The sequence below is a fragment of the Janthinobacterium darwini genome (assembly GCF_051380905.1).
Taxonomy (GTDB): Bacteria; Pseudomonadota; Gammaproteobacteria; order Burkholderiales; family Burkholderiaceae_D; genus Janthinobacterium.
This window is the reverse complement of record NZ_JBNYXX010000006.1, coordinates 1-17460: the sequence shown is the minus strand read 5'-3', so window position 1 is coordinate 17460 and position 17460 is coordinate 1. Positions and strand designations below refer to the sequence as shown.

The following is a 17460-nucleotide window of genomic DNA, read 5'->3' as shown; positions in this document are numbered from 1 at the left end:
GACGTTTTGCGCGGGGCGCGATGTCAAATCACGGCGCCCAGCTTGAAAATCGGCAAATACAGGGCAATCACGAGTGAACCGACCAGCACGCCCAGCACCACTATCAGCGCCGGTTCCAGCAGCGCGGAAAGGGTGGCCACCGTGGCGTCGATGTCCGCCTCGATGATCTCGGCAGCGCGCGACAGCATGGCGTCGAGGGCACCCGATTGCTCGCCGATCAGGGCAAGTTGCGTCAGCAGCGGGGGAAACACGGCGCTGTGCTCCATGGCCAAGGCCAGGCTGCCGCCGGCGCGGATTTCACGCTCGATGCGCATCGTTGCCTCCTGGTACAGCGCGTGGCCGGAGGCGGCGCCCACCAGGCCGAGCGAGTCGAGCAGTGGCACGCCGGCGGCAAACATGGCGGCCAGGGTGCGCGTCCAGCGGGCAATCGCCGCCTTGCGCAACAGTGGGCCGAACACGGGCAGGCGCAATGCCCGCAGTTGCACGTTGCGCCGCAAGGCGGGCCAGCGGCGCCAGGCCAGGTGCGATAACAGGCAGGCCAGCAGCAGCGTCGCGAGCAAGGCCAGCCAGTAGCGCACGAGAAAGGCCGACAAGCCCATGACGACCAGGGTGGGCAGGGGCAATGGCGCACCGAAGCTGTCGAATACCTGGCGGAAGGCGGGCACGACCACGCTCATGATGATGGCCGTGACGACGATGGCGACGAGTACGATGGCCAGCGGATACATCAGTGCGCCGCGTACTTGCCGCCGCAGCACGATGGATTTTTCCTGGTGCGTGGCCAGGCGCGCCAGCAAGTTCTGCACGATGCCCGCCTGTTCGCCGGCCGCCAGCAGGTTGCAATACAGCTCGTCAAACAGTAACGGAAACTGGCGGAAGGCCTGCTGCAGGCTGCTGCCCGCTTCGATGTCGTGGCGCAAGTCTCGCATCAGCTCGGTGACGGCGGGTTTGGCATGGCCCTTGCCGGCGATGTCGAAGGCGTGCAGCAGTGGCACGCCGGCCGCCATCATGGTCGACAGCTGGCGCGTGAACAGTGCAATATCCTTATGCGTGATGGCCTTGCCTGGCGCGGCGCGAGCAGCCTGTACCCTGGTGGCGAGGATGCCCTGGCGCCGCAAGGCCATGCCGGCTGCGGTGGCATCGGCGGCGCGCAAGATGCCATCGACCGCCTTGCCATGGCGGTCGGTGCCCTTCCATGCAAACCGCCGCTCGACCACCATGCGCACCTCCTGCCATCACGGTAGCAGCGTCAGGCAAAAGCACCAGCCGCGCTGGCGGCAAGCTTGATCTGGCTCAGCTTTTTGTGGTTTGTACTTCCGTTTGCACAAGGGCCTGGGCTTTCACGTCGGCCGCTTCTTCCTCGTCGCTGTCCGTGCCCTTGCTGATGCTTTCGCCATCGTCGCGGCGCAAGGTCCAGAACGTCAGCGAGGACAGCACCGTCAGGGCAGCGAGGGTGAGGAAGGCGTGGTGCAGGGCCGTGCTGAGCATGGCGCGGTCCGACTGCGGCATGTCGCCAAGGTACCAGCCCGTGATCAGCGAACCGAAGGCCAGGCCAAAGCTCATCGACAGTTGCTGCATCGAGCTGGCGATGGTGCTGGCCATGCTGGAGTCGGCCTTGTCGACGTCGGCATACGCGATGGTGTTCATGCTGGAAAATTGCAGCGAATTGAAAAAGCCCATGCACAGGCTGATAGCGACGATCACGTACAGCGGTGTACCCGCGCCTACTTGCGAAAACATGGCGATGGTGATGCCGATCAGCACAGTATTGACGATCAATACCTGGCGGTAGCCGAAGCGGGCCAGCACGCGCGCGGAAATGAATTTCATGCCCATGGCGGCAGCGGCCGACGGCATCATCAGCAAGCCCGACTGCCAGGCGGGCAAGCCCAGACCCAGCTGGTAAAGCAGCGGCAAGAGAAAGGGTAGGCCGCCCACGCCCAGGCGGGTGACGAAGCCGCCTACCACTGAGACGCGGAAGGTGCGGATCTTGAACAGGGTCAGGCGCAGCAGCGGGTGCAGCACTTCGCTCGAATGCCAGGCGTACGCGGCGAGCAGGCTGATGGAAATGAACAGCAGTACGGCCGCCGAGGTAGGGTCGATCTTGTGCTCGCCAAAGATTTCCAGCAGCCAGGACAGCAGCGCGATGCCCGTGCCGAACAGCACCAGGCCGATCAGGTCCAGCGGACGGGGTTTGTCGCCGTAGTAATCGGGCATGTAGCGGTGCGCCAGGTACAGCGCCGCCAGGCCGACGGGGACGTTGACGAAGAAAATCTCGCGCCACGACAGCCAGTGCACGATCAAACCACCCACCGTGGGGCCCAGCAGGGGCCCGATCAAGGCGGGGATGATGACGAAATTCATGGCCGCCAGTAATTGCGACTTGGGAAACGTGCGGATGATGGTGAGCCTGCCCACCGGCATCATCATGGCCGCGCCCACCCCTTGCAGCAGGCGCGCGGCCACCAGCATGGGCGCATTCACGGACAGACCGCACAGGATGGAGGCGATGGTGAAGATGGCAACGGCGGCGGAAAACACGCGCCGCGTACCGAAGCGGTCGGCCATCCAGCCGCTGATGGGAATGCACACGGCCAGGCTCAGGATGTAGCTGGTGACGACAGCCTTGAGACTGAGCGGCGTCACATGCAGGCTGGCGGCCATGGCGGGGATGGCGGTGTTGACGATGGTGGAGTCGAGTTGCTCCATGAATAGGGCGGTGGCAACCACCCAGGGAAGGTAGCTTTTAACGGGGGAACTTGTCATGGATGCGAGCCTGAGGAGGAGAAACGGAGCCGACAGTACGATGAATTGTCACATAAATGGCGCAGGCGTGCCGCCCGCGCCATCCATTTTGACAGCGTGCCGGTGGCAGAGTCCATGGAACATTTGTTCCATGGCAATAGATTGCGGGCAAGGCTAGCATGTGTTTTCTGGCAGCTCCGGCCTCCTCCTTTCCCGAAAGTCACATACATGAAAAATGCACTTACCTTCCTTGTCCTGGGCGCGGCCCTGTCCGCATGCGGTGGCGGCAGCGATGGCGGCACGCCGGAAGCACCCGCCAAGCCACCCATCGTGGTGACGCCTCCCGTCATCCCTGCCGACAGCGTGACGGTGGCATCGGCAGCCGTGGCGAAAGAGGCTGGCCTGAATGTCATTGCCGGTGCCAGCGCTGACGAAAGCGTCTATGACGTGGCCGCCGATATCGGCGACACCTGGCGCATCACGTTTGACAGCGTCAAGAAAACCTATGCCATCCGCGTGTTGTCGACGCAGTTCGGCTTGAGCGACCGCAGCGGCACGTTCAGCGCTACTACCACCGGCAATTTGACCACCTACACGGCGACAGATTTCAGCGTTACTGTCGATGCACGCACGCGTCTACTGTCGGGCAATATCAAATTGGGTAGCATGGTCTCAACCGTCAGCGGCAGCGGCTATGCGGTCGGTGATGTGGCCAAGCTGGCCGGCAGCTATATTTTCCTCGGTGCCATGCGCAATGCATCGAACGGCGCTGACCGTTTCAATCCGAAAGGCAGTCTCAAGATTGCAGCCGACGGAGCGGCCCAATTGTGCAATGGCGGCGTGTTTAATGCGCAAGGCGTGTGCTCTGCAGTATCGCCGCAACTGGAAGCGGAAAACGCCAGCCTGACTCTGGTCAAGGATGCAAACAATGGCTTGCTCGTCGCCCGCCAGGGTGGCCAGGACTTCGGCATCGTGCATGTGCATGCGGGGGACCGGGGGCTGGCGCTGTTCATCGACCGCTATAGCCGGAACCAGGAAAACGTCATGCGCGTGGGCACCATCGTGGCTGCGAAACAACAGAAGATCGGCACGGAAATCAATGGCAACTACGCTTGTGCGGCGCAGGGCATCAGCGCGAACATCGTCGTTGCCGGCAGCACAGCCACCCTGACGAACAACACCACCGGCAAGGCGCATGCGGAAACCATCACCGTCAACAAGCTGGGCCTGGGCGCGCAAGCCGTCGATTTCGATGGCATCGCCGTGTTCAAGGACCCTGCCGATGTGCCAGCCGACTATTCGATGTTCATGCCCGTGTCGTCGAGCTTGACAATCGAGTTTTCGACCGACCGTTCGTACATGGGCATGTGCCTGAAAAAGTAGTCACTAGCGTCTGATTTGCTCCAGGGCGGCCAGCAGCGGCAGCGCCGCGTCGGCGATGCGCTCCAGGCTGGCTTCGCGCAGGGCGGCGGTGTCTACCGTGTGGCCGGAGTCCAGCCCCGCCCAGCGCAGTAGCGCCGAACATGCGGCGGGCGTATCGAACATGCCGTGCAAATAGCTGCCCAGGATTTGCCCGTCGCCCGATACGGCCCCTTCCGGTCGTCCATCGATCATGAACGCCGGCTGCCGCAGGGCGGCGCCCTGCGAGACGCCCATGTGGATTTCGTAGCCGGCTACGGGTGCGCCGGCCGCGCCGGCAAAGACGCAGTGCCCCGCCACCTGTTGCAGGCGTTTTTCCGCCGTCAGTTCAGTCATCATGTCGAGCAATCCCAGCGCCGTTGACTCTCCCGCTGCGCCTTCCACTCCCAGCGGGTCGTGTACGGACTGCCCCAGCATCTGGAAGCCGCCGCAGATACCCAGCACCTTGCCGCCGTAGCGCAGGTGCTTCGCCAGATAGGCGGGCCAGCCCTGCTGCTGCAGCCAGGCCAGGTCACCGCGCGTGTTCTTGCTGCCGGGCAGAATCACCAGGTCGGCAGGCGGAATCGGCTGTCCTTGCTGGATGAATTGCAGGTCGATGCCGGGGTGGGCGCGCAGCGCATCGACATCCGTGTGGTTGCTGATGCGCGGCAGTTGCGGCACCACCACCTTGAAGGCGCCGCGTTCTGCCTGCATCGCTTCCACGGCATCTTCCGCGTCTAGGAACAGGCCTTGCAGATAGGGCAGCACGGCCAGCACGGGCTTGCCCGTCTGCTGCTCCAGCCAGTCGATGCCGGGTTGCAGCAGCGAGATGTCGCCGCGGAAGCGGTTGATGACAAAGCCGAGGATGCGCGCGCGCTCGCTGTCGGACAGACAGGCCAGGGTGCCGATGATGTGGGCGAAGACGCCGCCCCGGTCGATGTCGGCCACCAGGATCACGGGGCAGTCGACGGCTTCGGCAAAGCCCATGTTGGCAATGTCGCGCGCGCGCAGGTTGACTTCGGCGGGGCTGCCCGCGCCTTCGACGACGACAGCGTCGTACTGCTGGCGCAGTCGCGCGTACGACTCCAGCACGGCACCCATGGCGATGGTCTTGTATTGCTGGTAGTCGCGCGCATCCATCTCGGCGCGCACCCTGCCATGGATGATCACCTGCGCGCCCGTGTTCGACGAAGGCTTCAGCAGCACCGGATTCATGTCCGTGTGCGGCGCAATGCCGCAGGCCAGTGCCTGCAAAGCCTGGGCGCGGCCGATTTCTCCGCCGTCCGCCGTCACGGCGCTATTCAATGCCATGTTTTGCGGCTTGAACGGCGCGACAGTCACGCCACGGCGCTTCAATAGTCGGCACAGGGCCGCGACGACGGTGCTCTTGCCCGCGTCGGACGTCGTGCCTTGCACCATCAGGGCGGGGAAGGGGCTTTTCATGGTTGTCGCTCCTGCCACTGCGCGACGATATCGCTGATCTGGCGTAAGCCCTCTGTGATGGCGGCCGGACCGGGAGAAAGAATGTCGGGCGACTTGATTTCGAACAGCATCTGGTTCTGTACGGCGGGAATCGCGTCCCAGCCAGGGCGTGCCGCCAGTTGCGCGGCTTGGAATTTCTTGCCGCACCAGCTGGCGATGACGATGTCGGGCGCGCGCCGCACCACGGCCAAAGGATCGGCGATGATGCGCTCCCTGGCGCCAGCATGCGCGGACAATTCCGGGAAGGCGTCAGTTCCGCCAGCGATGCCGATCAATTCCGCTACCCAGCCGATGCCGCTCATCAGGGGATCGTTCCACTCTTCAAAGTAAATCACCGGCTTGCGCACCCAGGAGGCGGCGCGGGCTTGGACGGCGGCGATCTCGGCGCGCAGGCTGGCGATCAGTATACGGCCCGCTTCCTCGCGCTGCACCAGCGCGGCCAGTACGGCGATCATGCGCAGGATGCCCTCCACCGAGCGCTGGTTGAACTGATGGACTTCGATGCCGGCCTTGACGAGGTCACGGCAGATATCAGCCTGCATGTCGCAAAAGCCGATCACCAGGTCGGGCCGGATGGCCAGGATGCGTTCCAGGTTCGCGGACGAAAAGCCGCTGATCTTGATTTTTTCCTCGCGCGCCCGTGGCGGACGCACGGTGAAGCCGGAAATGCCCGCGATGACGTCTTCCGCACCCAGCGCATACAGTGTCTCCACGGCTTCCGTCGACAGGCAGGCGATGCGTTGGTAGTGACTCATTGAGCAGCTTTGGTACGGCGCTGGCGGGCCACTTCCAGCTGCTCGCACATGGCGACCGTACCTTCGATCATGCGCGGGCCGGCGCGGTTCAGCAGGTCGCCATTCAGGCGGAACAGGTTATTCTTGCGCACGGCAGTCATGGAGGGGAAGGCACGCCACATGCTCAGGCCGCCTTCGCTGCGCGGATCGCTTTTTTCGCTGGTGCCGAAAATGACTTCCGGGTCTTCCTGCAGCACGCCCTCCGGCGTGACGACGGGTGCCACCACCTTCATCCCTGCAAACACATTCTGGCCGCCGCACACGCGCATGGAGTCGCTGATGATGCTCGCGCCGCTCAAGGTGTACAAGGGTTTATCCCACACCTGGTAAAACACGCGCACGGGCGGACGCTGCGCGTATTGCGCCGTCAGGCTGGCCAGCTTGGCGCGCAGCAGGGCGGCGGCCGGTTTGGCCGTTTTTTCCGTGCCCATCAGCTGGCCCAGGCGCTCCATGCTGTCGGGGATGTCGGCCAATTTGCGCGGCTCGCTGTGATAGATGGGCACCTTCAGCTGGCGCAGCATGGCGATCTGGCGCTCGGCGCTGCCATGCATCCAGACGACGATCAGGTCCGGTTTCATGGCGATGATGCGCTCCATGTCGTACTGGCGGTTGTCGCCCACTTGCGTGATCTTCTTTGCCGCTTCCGGGTAGTCGCTATAGCTGACGACACCGGTGATCCTGTCGCCGCCACCGGCCGCGAACAGCAGTTCCGTCACATGCGGCGCCAGCGCCAGGATGCGCTGCGCCGGTTTTTCCACGGTGACGGTATTGCCGTCGTCGTCGCGCACGGTGATGGCGGCATGCGCCTGCAGCGAGATCAGTCCGGCCAGCAGCAATGTGGTTTTCAAGTGGTTCATGTGTGATTCCATGTGGTGAGGGTCTGCTGCAGGCGCAGCCAGGCGTGTTCGTCGGGGGGCAGGCCCAGGCGGATGCCATGAGCGGCGTGGCGGAACAGGCGCACCCAGATGCCTGATTCTGCCATGTGGCGCCAGAATGTCTCGGCGCGCTCTTCTGGCCACCACTGAAACAGCGCCGTGCCGCTGCTGGGGATACTGTGCGCGACCAATAGCTGGCGCAGGCGGGCGCCTTCGCCGCGCAGGCGTTCTCGCATTTCCGCCTGCCAGTGCGTATCGCTCAAGGCTGCCAGCGCCACGTGTTGTGCCGGGCCGCTGACACTCCACGGTCCCAGCATGTCGGCCAGCTGGGCCAGCAGCGCAGCATGGGCGGCGACAAAGCCCAGGCGCAGTCCCGCCAGGCCAAAGAATTTGCCGATGGAGCGCAGCACGATCAGGCCTGGTCGATGCGTATGCGGACCCAGGGTGGCTTGCATTTCCGTGTCGCCAAACGCTTCATCGACAACCAGCCAGCCGCCGCGCGCAGCCAGCTTGGCGGCCCAGTCCAGCAATATTTCGGGCGCGATGCGCTCGCCCGTGGGGTTGTTCGGGTTACAGATGACCAGCACGTCGCAGTGGTCGACGGCATCGGCCAGCTGCGCATACGGCACTTGGCGTAATGCGTGGCCGTGCTGGCCCCAGTGGTGCGCATGTTCCGCATACGATGGTGCGGCCACCACCACGCGTGACGGTGGTCGCAGCCGGGGCAGGGCCTGGATGGCAGCCTGCGTGCCGGCAACCGGCAGCATGGCTGGCGCGTCGTAATATGCGCAGGCGGCGGCCGCCAGCGCGGGATCGGCTTCCGGCAGCCGATGCCAGGCATTGGCGTCAGGCGCTGGCGCTACATACCAGTGCGGGTTGATACCGGTTGACAGGTCGATCCAGTCGGCGATTGGTCGTCCATACTCGCGCGCGGCGTCGCGCAGATTGCCGCCATGTTCAAGCAAGGTATTTCCCCCGCAGGTAGTACAGACCGGCCAGCAGCGCCACCCAGATTAGCCACAGCACGGCCGTTTCGGCCACCAGGCGCCAGGCGCGGTCGATATCGCGCGCTTCGGCGGGACGCCCGGCACCCAGCGGCGGGCGGCGTTCCAGCTTGCCGTCGTAGATGGCGTCGCCACCCAAGGCCAGGCCGAGGGCGCCGGCGCCGCTGGCCATCACGGGCCCCGCGTTTGGACTGCCCCAGTCGGGGGCCTGGCTGCGCCAGCAGTGCCAGGCGCGCTGCTTGTCCGCCATGGTCTTGCCCAGCAAGACATAGGACAGAGCCGTCAGGCGCGCCGGCAGGTAATTGAGGATATCGTCGATGCGCGCAGCGCAGCAGCCGAACCAGTCATAGCGCGCAGTGCGGTAGCCCCACATGGCGTCGAGCGTATTCGCCAGGCGGAACAGCACGGCGCCGGGGCCGCCCGCCACGGCAAACCAGAACAGGGTGCCGAAGACGGCGTCGTTGCCGTTTTCCAGCAAGGATTCCGTGCTGGCCTTGGCCAGGCTGGCCGCGTCGGCGTTGGCCGTGTCGCGGCTGACGATGCGCGCCGTCAGCAGGCGCGCGTTGTCCAGGTCATCGATGGCCAGGGCATCGGCGATCGGTCGATTGTGGTCGCGCAGGCTGCGCAAGCCCAGGCACAGATACAGCAGGAAGACATGCAGGGCCGCACCGGCCAGGCCGCACAGCCAGTAGGCGGCATAGCTGATCGGCAGCACGGCCAGCAGCCACGCCAGCGCGCCGCGCAGGAAACGACCATGGCCCCGGTTCAGCAGGCATTCGAGCGCGCTGGCGAGGCGGCCAAAGCCCACCAGCGGATGCCAGCGGCGCGTCTCGCCCAGGATCAGATCGAGCAGTACGCCGGCCGTCATCAGGCCTGCCAGCATGGACAGCGACAAGCCACTCAGCATGGGGCGCCTTTCAGGTACAGCGGCAGGCCGGCGGCGACAAACGCGGCCCTGTCGCAGATGGCCGCTACGGCCTGGTTCAGACGGCCCGCTTCATCGGTGAAGCAGCGCGAGATGGCGCCGTAGGGCACGATGCCCATGCCCACTTCGTTCGATACCAGCACGATGTCGCAGCCGGTATCGCCGATTTCGGCCAGCGCGTGCAGCAGGTGCGCGCGCTCGCTGTGGAACAGTTCGGGCAGGGCGATGTCGCCCACGTCCGGATACGTCTCGCCGGTGGAAAACATCAGATTCGTCAGCCACAGGGTCAGGCAGTCAACCAGCAGCAGGCGGCCGGGCCGTGCTTCCCGCAGGATGGCGTCGCCCAGGCGCAGCGGTTCTTCCTGGGTGGCCCACTCGGCCGGACGCTGTACCCGGTGATGCGCGATGCGCGTGGCCATTTCGCCGTCGCCCGCCTGCGCGGTGGCGATATAGACGACTTCCTTGCCCGACTCGCGGGCCAGCTTTTCCGCATAGGCGCTCTTGCCGGAACGGGCGCCGCCGAAGACCAGGATGCGCGTCATGGCACTGTTACCACTCGGTGCCGATTTGTGCGCCGATGCCGGCCGCGTACGCATGTTTGACGACGGCCATCTCGGTGACGGTGTCGGCGATGGCGATCAGTTCGTCCGGTGCGCCGCGGCCCGTGATGACCACGTGCTGCATGGCCGGGCGTTCCAGCAGGTCGGCAATGACCTTGTGCACGTCGAGGTAGTTGTATTTGAGGGCGATATTGAGTTCGTCGAACAGCACCAGGCCGTAGCTGGGGTCGGCCAGGAAGGTCTTCGCCTGCTCCCATGCCAGTTCGGCCTTTTCGATGTCGCGTTCGCGGTTCTGCGTTTCCCAGGTATAGCCTTCGCCCATCGCATGAAAACTGATTTCGTCGGGGAAGCGGCGCAGGAATTTTTCCTCGCCAGTCGACATGGCGCCCTTGATGAACTGCACCACGCCCACTTTCATCCCGTGGCCCATGGCACGGATGGCCATGCCGAAGCCGCTCGAACTCTTGCCCTTGCCATTGCCCGTGTTGACGATGATGATGCCGATTTCCTTGTCGGCCTTGGCAATGGCTGCGTCGATGATGGCCTTTTTTCTCTCCATGCGCACGCGGTGGCGTTCGTTGATGGCTGCGGTGTTGGCTGCGGTTTGCGCATCGACGGGTGTGTTGTCGCTCATGTTTAATCCTCTTTCGGTATGAATATCTTGCGTTTGCCGTGGGCGATGATCTCGATCGGGTGGCCCAGGTAGTCGCTCAGGATGGATGCCTGCATCACCTCGGCCACGGGGCCGGCCAGCCAGCCGCCGTCGCCCATCAGCAGCAGCGCATGGGTCGAGACGCTGTGCGCCAGGTTCAGATCATGCCCCACCATCACCACGGTTTTATTCTGTTCGCGGCACAGTTTCGACAGCAGGCCCATGACGCTGACCTGGTGCGCCAGGTCCAGTGCATTGGCTGGTTCGTCTAGCAGCAGCAGGGGCGTATCCTGCGCCAGCATGGCGGCAATCGCCACGCGCTGGCGTTCGCCGCCGGACAGGCTGCGCACGTCGCGTTCGGCCAGCTGCTCCACTTCCATCGAGGCCAGCGCAGCCAGGGCGATGCGCTGGTCGTCGCTGCCTTCCCAGTAATGGTTGTCGTGATACGGGTGGCGCGCCGACAGCACGGTTTCGATGACGCGGTACGAGAACGCGTCATGCCGCGCTTGCGCCAGGAAGGCTCGTTCGCGCGCTAGCTCATCGAGCGGCCAGTCGATCAGGGCGCGGCCCTGTATCGTCACATGGCCCGCATCCGGTTCGCGCAAGCCTGCCAGGGTGCGCAGCAAGGTGCTTTTACCCGCGCCATTGCGGCCGATCACGCTCCAGCACTCGCCATCCTTGATGTGCCAGGTGAGGTTTTCCACGAGCGAGCGTGTGCCTGCCTTCAGGCCGAGTTGGTAAGTACGTATCATGTGCGGCGTAATCGGTGCAGTTGGTACAGGAAGACGGGCGCACCGATCATGGCTGTCACCACGCCGACGGGCAACTGCAAGGGCGCCAGCACGGTGCGCGCCAAGGTATCGGCCAATACCAGGAAGGTACCGCCGGCCAGTGCGGCCGCCGGTATCAGCAGGCGATGATCGGGGCCGCAGGCAAAGCGCAGCGCATGCGGCACGATCAGGCCGACAAAACCCACGCTGCCGGCGCTGGTGACGGCGCTGGCCGTGAGCAGGCCGGAACAGAAGAACAGGCCCTTGCGCAGCGCGCCCACGCGCACGCCCAGTGTGCTGGCTGCTTCCGCGTGCAGGGCCATGACGTTCAGCGAACGTGCGCAGCGCAGTGCAAAGACCATGGCGCCGGCCAGCATCAGCCAGGGCATCAGCCGCGCGGGGGCGCCAGACAGGTCGCCGATCATCCAGAACACCATGCTGCGCAAGCGGCTTTCCGGGGCGATGGAAAGCATCAGGGTGACGATGGCCATGCAGGCCGAGGCCAGGATCACGCCCGTCAGCAGCAAGAGCGAGGCGCCGCCTTCGGCCGCCGTGCCGCCGCGCAGGTCGCGGCGGGCAAACAGATACAGCAGCATGGACACGCCGACGGCGCCTGCAAAGGCGGCCGCGTCGACCACCCACAGCGCGCACATGAACAGCAGCGCGGCCAGCGCGCCCACGGAGGCGCCAGCGGAAATGCCCAGCACATACGGGTCGGCCAGGGGATTGCGCAGCAGGGCCTGCATCATCAGGCCCGCCAGCGACAGTGCCGCGCCCGTGACAAAGGCGGTCAGCGCGCGGCCAAGGCGCAGGTCGAGCAGGGTGGCGGCGAGGGTATCGGTCTTGCCCTGTATTACATGGAACAGGGCGGAAGGCAGGTCGGCGAGCGGAATCGCGATCGAACCGATCATGCCGGAGAAAATCAGGCTGGCAACGGCGCACACGACCAGCACCGTGAGGATCACGGTGGCGCGGTGGCGCATGTTGCGGAAAAATGGGTGCATGTACTGCCTTAAAATCGGGAACTGCAGAACTGCAACTGCGGGCGGTGACCACGATGCCATCGCCCGCAGTTTACATCATAGCCATGTGCTTATTTCATGCCGTAGCGTATGCCGACGAAGACTTTCGAACCTGGTGTCGCGTAGAAGCGGGCCAGTTCATAGTCTTTATTGGCGATGTTGTTCCAGCGTGCCAGCATCGACCAGTCGCGGGCGAACTGGTAGGTGGCGTACAGATTGACCAGGCCATAGCCGCCCAGGACATTCTTGTTGGCGGCATCGTCGTAGCGTTTGCCAGACAGCTGCCATTCGGCGCCCGAGGTCAGCGCGCCCAGCGTGTAGTCAACAGCGAAGTTGGCGTGCTGCTTGGCACGGCGCTGCAGCTGCTTGTCCTTGGTTTCGTCGCGTGGGTCTTGCAGGTCTATGTTGCCGCTGACATTGAAGGCGCCGAACTTGCGGCTGGCTGCCAGGGTCACGCCTTCGAGCAGGGCTTTGTTGACGTTGTAGGCGCAACCATAGCTGCCGTTGAACAGCGGGTCCGGGCATGGCGTGGTGTTGACCAGCAGGTCTGTGACCTTGTTATGGTAGTAGGTCGCGCTGGCTTGCGATACGCCGTCGTTGTAGTGCAGGCCAAATTCCGCATTGCGGCCAGTTTCCGGCTTGTTCGATGCCAGGCCGTAGCCGGGGTAGTACAGCTCATTGAAGGTCGGTGCGCGGAAGCTGGTGCCATAGCTGGCGTTTGCGCGCAGCGCATTGCTGATGCGGTAGCCGTAGGCGATGCTGCCCGTGTTGTGCGAGCCGAATGCCGAGTTGTCGTCGCGGCGGCCGCTGATATTAAACAGGTGCGCGCCGCGCACCATGTTGTATGCCGCTGCGTAGGACTTGGTATTGCGTGCGCCCGTCACTTCCGGCGTGCTGCTCGACATGACGTCTTCATCGCGGTAGCTGGCCAGCAGTTGCAGATTGTCGCGGCCGATACGGATGTCGTTCTGCCAGGTGATGTCGGTCTGCCTGGTGTCGATCTGGCTTTTGCCATACGATGCCGCGCTGCTGTCATCGCCCGACTTGTCGCGTGCTTCCGCGTAGCGCAATTCGCTGGTCCAGTTGGGCAGGAATTCGTTCTTCGTGAAGACGGAGACGTTTTGCAGTTTCTGGTTGCTGCGCGCATCGTAACCTGGGCCGGCGTCGTACTGGGCTTTCAGTTCGCTATTCAGGAATACCAGGCCGACTTCATGGCCTTTGGCCATCTGATAGCCGAATTGGCCGCTGACGCTTTCCTTTTCGTAGCCGTCCTTGTCCGGGTTGTAGGTGAACGAAGAGGCGCCCAGCTTGGAAGCGGAGTAGCCATCCGATTTTTCCTTGCCTGCTGCCAGTGCGTAGCTGAAGCTGTTCACTCCACCCGTCGAGCCGGCAACGCTGGCTTCAGCCTGGCGCGTGTTGTTGCTGCCGTAACCAGCGAAAGCGGAAAAGCGCGTGGCGCCGTCGCCTTTCTTGGTGAAGATCTGTATGACGCCCCCGATGGCATCGGCGCCATACATGGTGCTTAATGGACCATAGACGATTTCAACACGGTCGATGCTCGACAGGGGCAGAGCGCTCCAGTTGGCCGTGCCCAGGGTGGACGAACCGATGCGCACGCCGTCGACCAGGACGATATTCTGATTGCTGTTCGCGCCGCGGATGAACACGCTGGCCGAGGTGCCTGCGCCGCCGTTGCGGCTCACTTCAATACCGCGCTGCTTTTGCAGCAGGTCGACCAGCGAGCCAGCACCAGAACGCGCGATGTCTTCCGCGCTGATGGTCTGCGTATCGCTCAACACTTCGCTCAGGTGCTGTGGATAGCGGTTGGCGGTGACGACGATGGGGTCGAAGGTGTCCGGCGTGGATTGAGCGAAAGCGGCTGGTGCGGCAATAGCTAGCGCGAGCGACGTGAGCGCCGCGTGGCGGGAAACAGCATGGGTCATGATAATTTTCAGTTAGTAATATGCAACCAGCCGACGTCCCCGTAGGCCAGATTGAACAGAAGTGGGAACTGACGATGACGATCGAAGATGGCTAGCAGCCATTCGGATCGCGAACATCCCCGTTCGCACACTTCCACCTGTCCTGGCCGGTATCCGGGCTGGCAAGTACGGCTATCCCACCTTCCCATGCTTGATAATTGCGGCACAGTGGTTGTCAGAGATAGCTAGTCGACCGCTTCCTGTCGGGAGTGGCGACACTTGCTTACCGTTGCGGGGGCAGCACACGTTCGCCGCGGTTGCGGCATCGTGTTTCCCGTTTAACTGCGCTCATGGACATGAGCGCGAGCACCAAAACCCGGTCATTATACGTGCAGTGGGCGTAGACTGAAATGTCTGGCTGGACGATTCGATATCAGAAATCGACGACGACCGTCGCACCATAGGCGATTTTGTGGGCCGAATGAGCGGCCAGAAGGGCAGTTTCTTCCAATGGCAGCCGGGCTTGCAATGCTGACAGCAGGCGGATGGTGCCCGCATGGCAGATGATGACGGCTGTTTCGTGTTTTTCGCGCAACAGATCGCCTAAAAACGCATCGACGCGGGTGGCCATCGCCAGCACATTCTCGCCGCCGCCGGGGCGGTAGTGGGCCAGGTCGGCAGCCCAGGCATCGATGTCCGCGCGCGCAATCGCGTGCCAGGGCTGCATTTCCCAGGCACCGAAATCCATCTCCGCCAGCCGCGCGTCGAAGTGCAGGGCGCTGGCAAGCAAGTCTTGCGCCAAGGCTGCCGCCAGGTCGGCGCAGCGGCGCAGCGGACTGGCGTAGAGCGGGACGCCGGTCGGCAAAGTGGCTTGCAGACTGGCGCGCACCGTGGTTATTTCTTGCGGTGCCACCGCCACATCGCTGCAGCCATAGCAGGTGCTGCTGGTCACTTGCGGCGTGGGGTGGCGGACGAGGATCAGGCGCATGCTGTTAATAGAAGCGTGTGGGTGGTTGGAAGCTGGACAGGATGGCCAGATAGACCGCCACTTCCGCCAATTGCTGCACGGCGCCAAGGCAGTCGCCCGTATAGCCTTGCAGGCGGTGCTGGCACTTTCGGCCCAGCCAGAAAGCGGCAGCTGCCGCCGCCACGACGGCAAAGGCCAGCGCGGCCCAGTAAAATATCCCCAAGGCGCCGCAGACGATGGCGGGCAGCAGGCCGCAGGTAGCGGCAATGACGAATTCACTGGTGCTCATCTCTTGCGCCATTGGCTTGGACTTGCCTTCGTCGCGCGCATAGTCCATGAGCCAGATCAGGGAAACGGCGGCCAGTCGTGAAAGTGGATGGGCGATGAATAAGGTCGCCACCACCGTGGCAGGTGGCAGCGATGCGAGGGCCGCACACTTGATGGCCAGCAGGCTGAGAATGCCGATGGCGCCATACGCGCCGATGCGCGAATCCTTCATGATTTCCAGCACCCGTTCGCGCGTCATGCCGCCGCCAAAGCCATCGCACATGTCAGCGAAGCCGTCTTCATGGAAGGCGCCCGTCAGATAAATGCCCGCGGCGACGGCCAGCAGCACGGCCACTGGTGCTGGCAGGAGCGAGCTGGCTACCAGATACACGGCGCCACTGATAGCTGCCACCACCACGCCCACCAGGGGGAAGTAGCGCGAGGCGTGCTGCAGCCAGTCCGGCTCGAAACCCACCCAGCGCGGGATGGGCAGACGCGTGAAGAACTGCAGCGCAATGAAGAACAGGCGGCACTGGTGGACTGCGGCGGAAACGGGATTGGTCATGATCTTAGTCTGGCGTGGACTTTTCGCTGACCTGGGCCGAGGCGAAGGTCGCCATCTCGCGCATGAAGTTGACGGCTGCGTGCAGCAGCGGCAAGGCCAGGGCCGAACCCGTGCCTTCACCGAGGCGTAAATCGAGGTGCAGCAGCGGACGCGCGCCCAGGCTGGCCAGCAGCTGGCGGTGGCCGTTTTCATCGGAGCAGTGCGAAAACACGCAGTAATCGAGGATGGCAGGCTGCAGCCGCGCCGCCACCAGCAGGGCGCTGCTGACGATGAATCCATCTATCAGCAAAATCATGCGCCGCTCGGCTGCTTTGAGCATGGCGCCGGCCATCATGGCGATTTCGAAACCACCGAAGGTGGCCAGTACGTCGAGTGGCTCATTGACTGCCGCGTGATGCGCGATGGCAGCTTCGATCACATGCTGTTTGTGTAGTATGCCTTCCTTTGACAGGCCGGTACCGGCGCCCACGCACTCGGTGACAGGCGTTTGCGTAAGCTTGTGCATCAGGGCGGCAGCAGCGGTGGTGTTGCCGATGCCCATCTCGCCAAAGCCCAGCACATTGCCGTCGAGCGTGGCGACCAGGTCCATCCCGGCCTGCATGGCGGCCATGCATTGTTCTTGGCTCATGGCGGGTTCGTTGGCAAAGTTGCGGGTGCCGGGACCCTGCTTGCGATCAAGCAAGCCGTCGCGCGGGCCGAAATCATGGTTCACGCCAGCATCAACTATATAGAGGGCGCAATCGGACTGGCGGGCAAAGACGTTAATGGCTGCGCCATTGCCGAGGAAGTTTTCCACCATTTGCCAGGTCACGCTTTGTGGATAGGCGGAAATGCCTTCGGCGACCACGCCATGGTCGGCCGCGAAAACGATGATGGCAGGCTGGCGCAATGCTAGTTGCGCGCTTTGCTGGATCAGGCCGATCTGGCGGGCCAGGGTTTCCAATAGGCCCAGACTGCCCAGCGGCTTGGTCTTGCTATTGATGGCGTGTTCGAGTGCGCTGGCCAGTACGGGATTGGCGGTGGGGGTGATGTGTGGGATAGGCATGGCAGTCAAGGTGGATGTGGCAGGGTATTTCCGGCGCTACGATATCACACAGCAATATTTGCTCAGCTGCAAAATAGCCCTTGCGGGGCGTGCGGGGCAGGGCTATAATTCGCCCCCTCGCTGAACGACGCATGCAAATGCCGAGTAAAGTGAGAAAAGTTTTTAAGTGCAATGCGCTGAAAAACGGGGTTGACGAAATGGCCGAAACGCTTCATACTCTTCCTTCTTCGCAGCTGACAAACACAACGCTTTGTCGATAGCGCGAAAGCAGTACCGATCACAGTTCTTTAACAATTAACAGTCGATAAGTGTGGGCATTTGATGTAAGTGCAGCAGTGATCTTCGGATCACTGTAAAACTTAAAATATCAAATGTTCACAAGAAATAATGAAATAGGATACTTCTTCGGAAGTAGCCTGTCAGTTTTTTGAGTGAGCGACCCGTCGCAAGACGGTGCCAATAAAATG

At 63.3% G+C, this 17460-nt stretch carries 16 protein-coding genes and 1 riboswitch; of the genes, 1 reads left to right on the top strand and 15 read right to left on the bottom strand.

What is annotated here, in order from left to right; translation table 11 throughout:
* Positions 1–23: 23 nt before the first annotated feature.
* Together ACQ4WZ_RS24535 and ACQ4WZ_RS24530 are read right to left on the bottom strand one after the other, a co-directional pair.
* Positions 24–1220 carry a type II secretion system F family protein gene (locus tag ACQ4WZ_RS24535; RefSeq protein WP_101483948.1) on the bottom strand — a complete coding sequence of 399 codons (1197 nt, stop codon included), beginning with the start codon at positions 1218–1220 and terminating at the stop codon, positions 24–26.
* Positions 1221–1293: 73 nt separating this feature from the next.
* Positions 1294–2766, bottom strand: coding sequence for a DHA2 family efflux MFS transporter permease subunit (locus ACQ4WZ_RS24530; RefSeq protein WP_243857848.1), 1473 nt, complete (start codon positions 2764–2766; stop codon positions 1294–1296).
* A 207-nt stretch (positions 2767–2973) separates the two neighbouring features.
* Between ACQ4WZ_RS24530 and ACQ4WZ_RS24525 the strand changes: the two genes are divergently transcribed.
* Entirely contained in the window at positions 2974–4128 is a 1155-nt protein-coding gene (locus tag ACQ4WZ_RS24525; protein WP_436574728.1) for a hypothetical protein, read from the top strand.
* A 3-nt stretch (positions 4129–4131) separates the two neighbouring features.
* Here ACQ4WZ_RS24525 and ACQ4WZ_RS24520 read toward each other — a convergent pair whose 3' ends face one another.
* The 13 genes from ACQ4WZ_RS24520 to cobT all read right to left on the bottom strand — a co-directional run bounded on the left by ACQ4WZ_RS24520 (position 4132) and on the right by cobT (position 16993).
* Positions 4132–5586, bottom strand: coding sequence for a cobyric acid synthase (locus tag ACQ4WZ_RS24520; RefSeq protein WP_436574727.1), 1455 nt, complete (start codon positions 5584–5586; stop codon positions 4132–4134).
* A complete protein-coding gene (locus ACQ4WZ_RS24515) occupies positions 5583–6380 on the bottom strand; it encodes an ABC transporter substrate-binding protein (RefSeq protein ID WP_436574726.1) in 798 nt (265 codons plus the stop codon). The genes ACQ4WZ_RS24520 and ACQ4WZ_RS24515 overlap by 4 nt, the downstream gene beginning before the upstream one ends.
* Positions 6377–7276, bottom strand: coding sequence for a cobalamin-binding protein (locus ACQ4WZ_RS24510; protein WP_436574725.1), 900 nt, complete (start codon positions 7274–7276; stop codon positions 6377–6379). The genes ACQ4WZ_RS24515 and ACQ4WZ_RS24510 overlap by 4 nt, the downstream gene beginning before the upstream one ends.
* Complete coding sequence (cobD, locus tag ACQ4WZ_RS24505) at positions 7273–8259, bottom strand: threonine-phosphate decarboxylase CobD (RefSeq protein ID WP_436574724.1); 987 nt, start codon at positions 8257–8259, stop codon at positions 7273–7275. Before cobD ends, ACQ4WZ_RS24510 begins: the two co-directional genes overlap by 4 nt.
* A complete protein-coding gene (gene cbiB / locus ACQ4WZ_RS24500) occupies positions 8252–9205 on the bottom strand; it encodes an adenosylcobinamide-phosphate synthase CbiB (protein ID WP_436574723.1) in 954 nt (317 codons plus the stop codon). The genes cobD and cbiB overlap by 8 nt, the downstream gene beginning before the upstream one ends.
* Positions 9199–9765 carry a bifunctional adenosylcobinamide kinase/adenosylcobinamide-phosphate guanylyltransferase gene (gene cobU, locus ACQ4WZ_RS24495; RefSeq protein WP_436574722.1) on the bottom strand — a complete coding sequence of 189 codons (567 nt, stop codon included), beginning with the start codon at positions 9763–9765 and terminating at the stop codon, positions 9199–9201. The genes cbiB and cobU overlap by 7 nt, the downstream gene beginning before the upstream one ends.
* 7 nt (positions 9766–9772) lie before the next feature.
* Entirely contained in the window at positions 9773–10417 is a 645-nt protein-coding gene (gene cobO, locus ACQ4WZ_RS24490; protein WP_133988597.1) for a cob(I)yrinic acid a,c-diamide adenosyltransferase, read from the bottom strand.
* A gap of 2 nt (positions 10418–10419) precedes the next feature.
* Positions 10420–11187: an ABC transporter ATP-binding protein gene (locus tag ACQ4WZ_RS24485; RefSeq protein WP_436574721.1), complete on the bottom strand. Its 768-nt coding sequence runs from the start codon at positions 11185–11187 to the stop codon at positions 10420–10422.
* Positions 11184–12209 carry a FecCD family ABC transporter permease gene (locus ACQ4WZ_RS24480; RefSeq protein WP_436574720.1) on the bottom strand — a complete coding sequence of 342 codons (1026 nt, stop codon included), beginning with the start codon at positions 12207–12209 and terminating at the stop codon, positions 11184–11186. Before ACQ4WZ_RS24480 ends, ACQ4WZ_RS24485 begins: the two co-directional genes overlap by 4 nt.
* A gap of 89 nt (positions 12210–12298) precedes the next feature.
* On the bottom strand, positions 12299–14170 hold the full coding sequence (locus ACQ4WZ_RS24475; protein ID WP_436574719.1) for a TonB-dependent receptor domain-containing protein: 1872 nt from the start codon (positions 14168–14170) through the stop codon (positions 12299–12301).
* 127 nt (positions 14171–14297) lie between these two features.
* Positions 14298–14538, bottom strand: a riboswitch (cobalamin riboswitch).
* Positions 14539–14582: 44 nt separating this feature from the next.
* Positions 14583–15137: a histidine phosphatase family protein gene (locus ACQ4WZ_RS24470; RefSeq protein WP_436574718.1), complete on the bottom strand. Its 555-nt coding sequence runs from the start codon at positions 15135–15137 to the stop codon at positions 14583–14585.
* 4 nt (positions 15138–15141) lie between these two features.
* A complete protein-coding gene (locus tag ACQ4WZ_RS24465) occupies positions 15142–15948 on the bottom strand; it encodes an adenosylcobinamide-GDP ribazoletransferase (protein ID WP_101483962.1) in 807 nt (268 codons plus the stop codon).
* Between the two features lie 4 nt (positions 15949–15952).
* Positions 15953–16993: a nicotinate-nucleotide--dimethylbenzimidazole phosphoribosyltransferase gene (gene cobT, locus ACQ4WZ_RS24460; protein WP_436574717.1), complete on the bottom strand. Its 1041-nt coding sequence runs from the start codon at positions 16991–16993 to the stop codon at positions 15953–15955.
* Positions 16994–17460 lie beyond the last annotated feature (467 nt).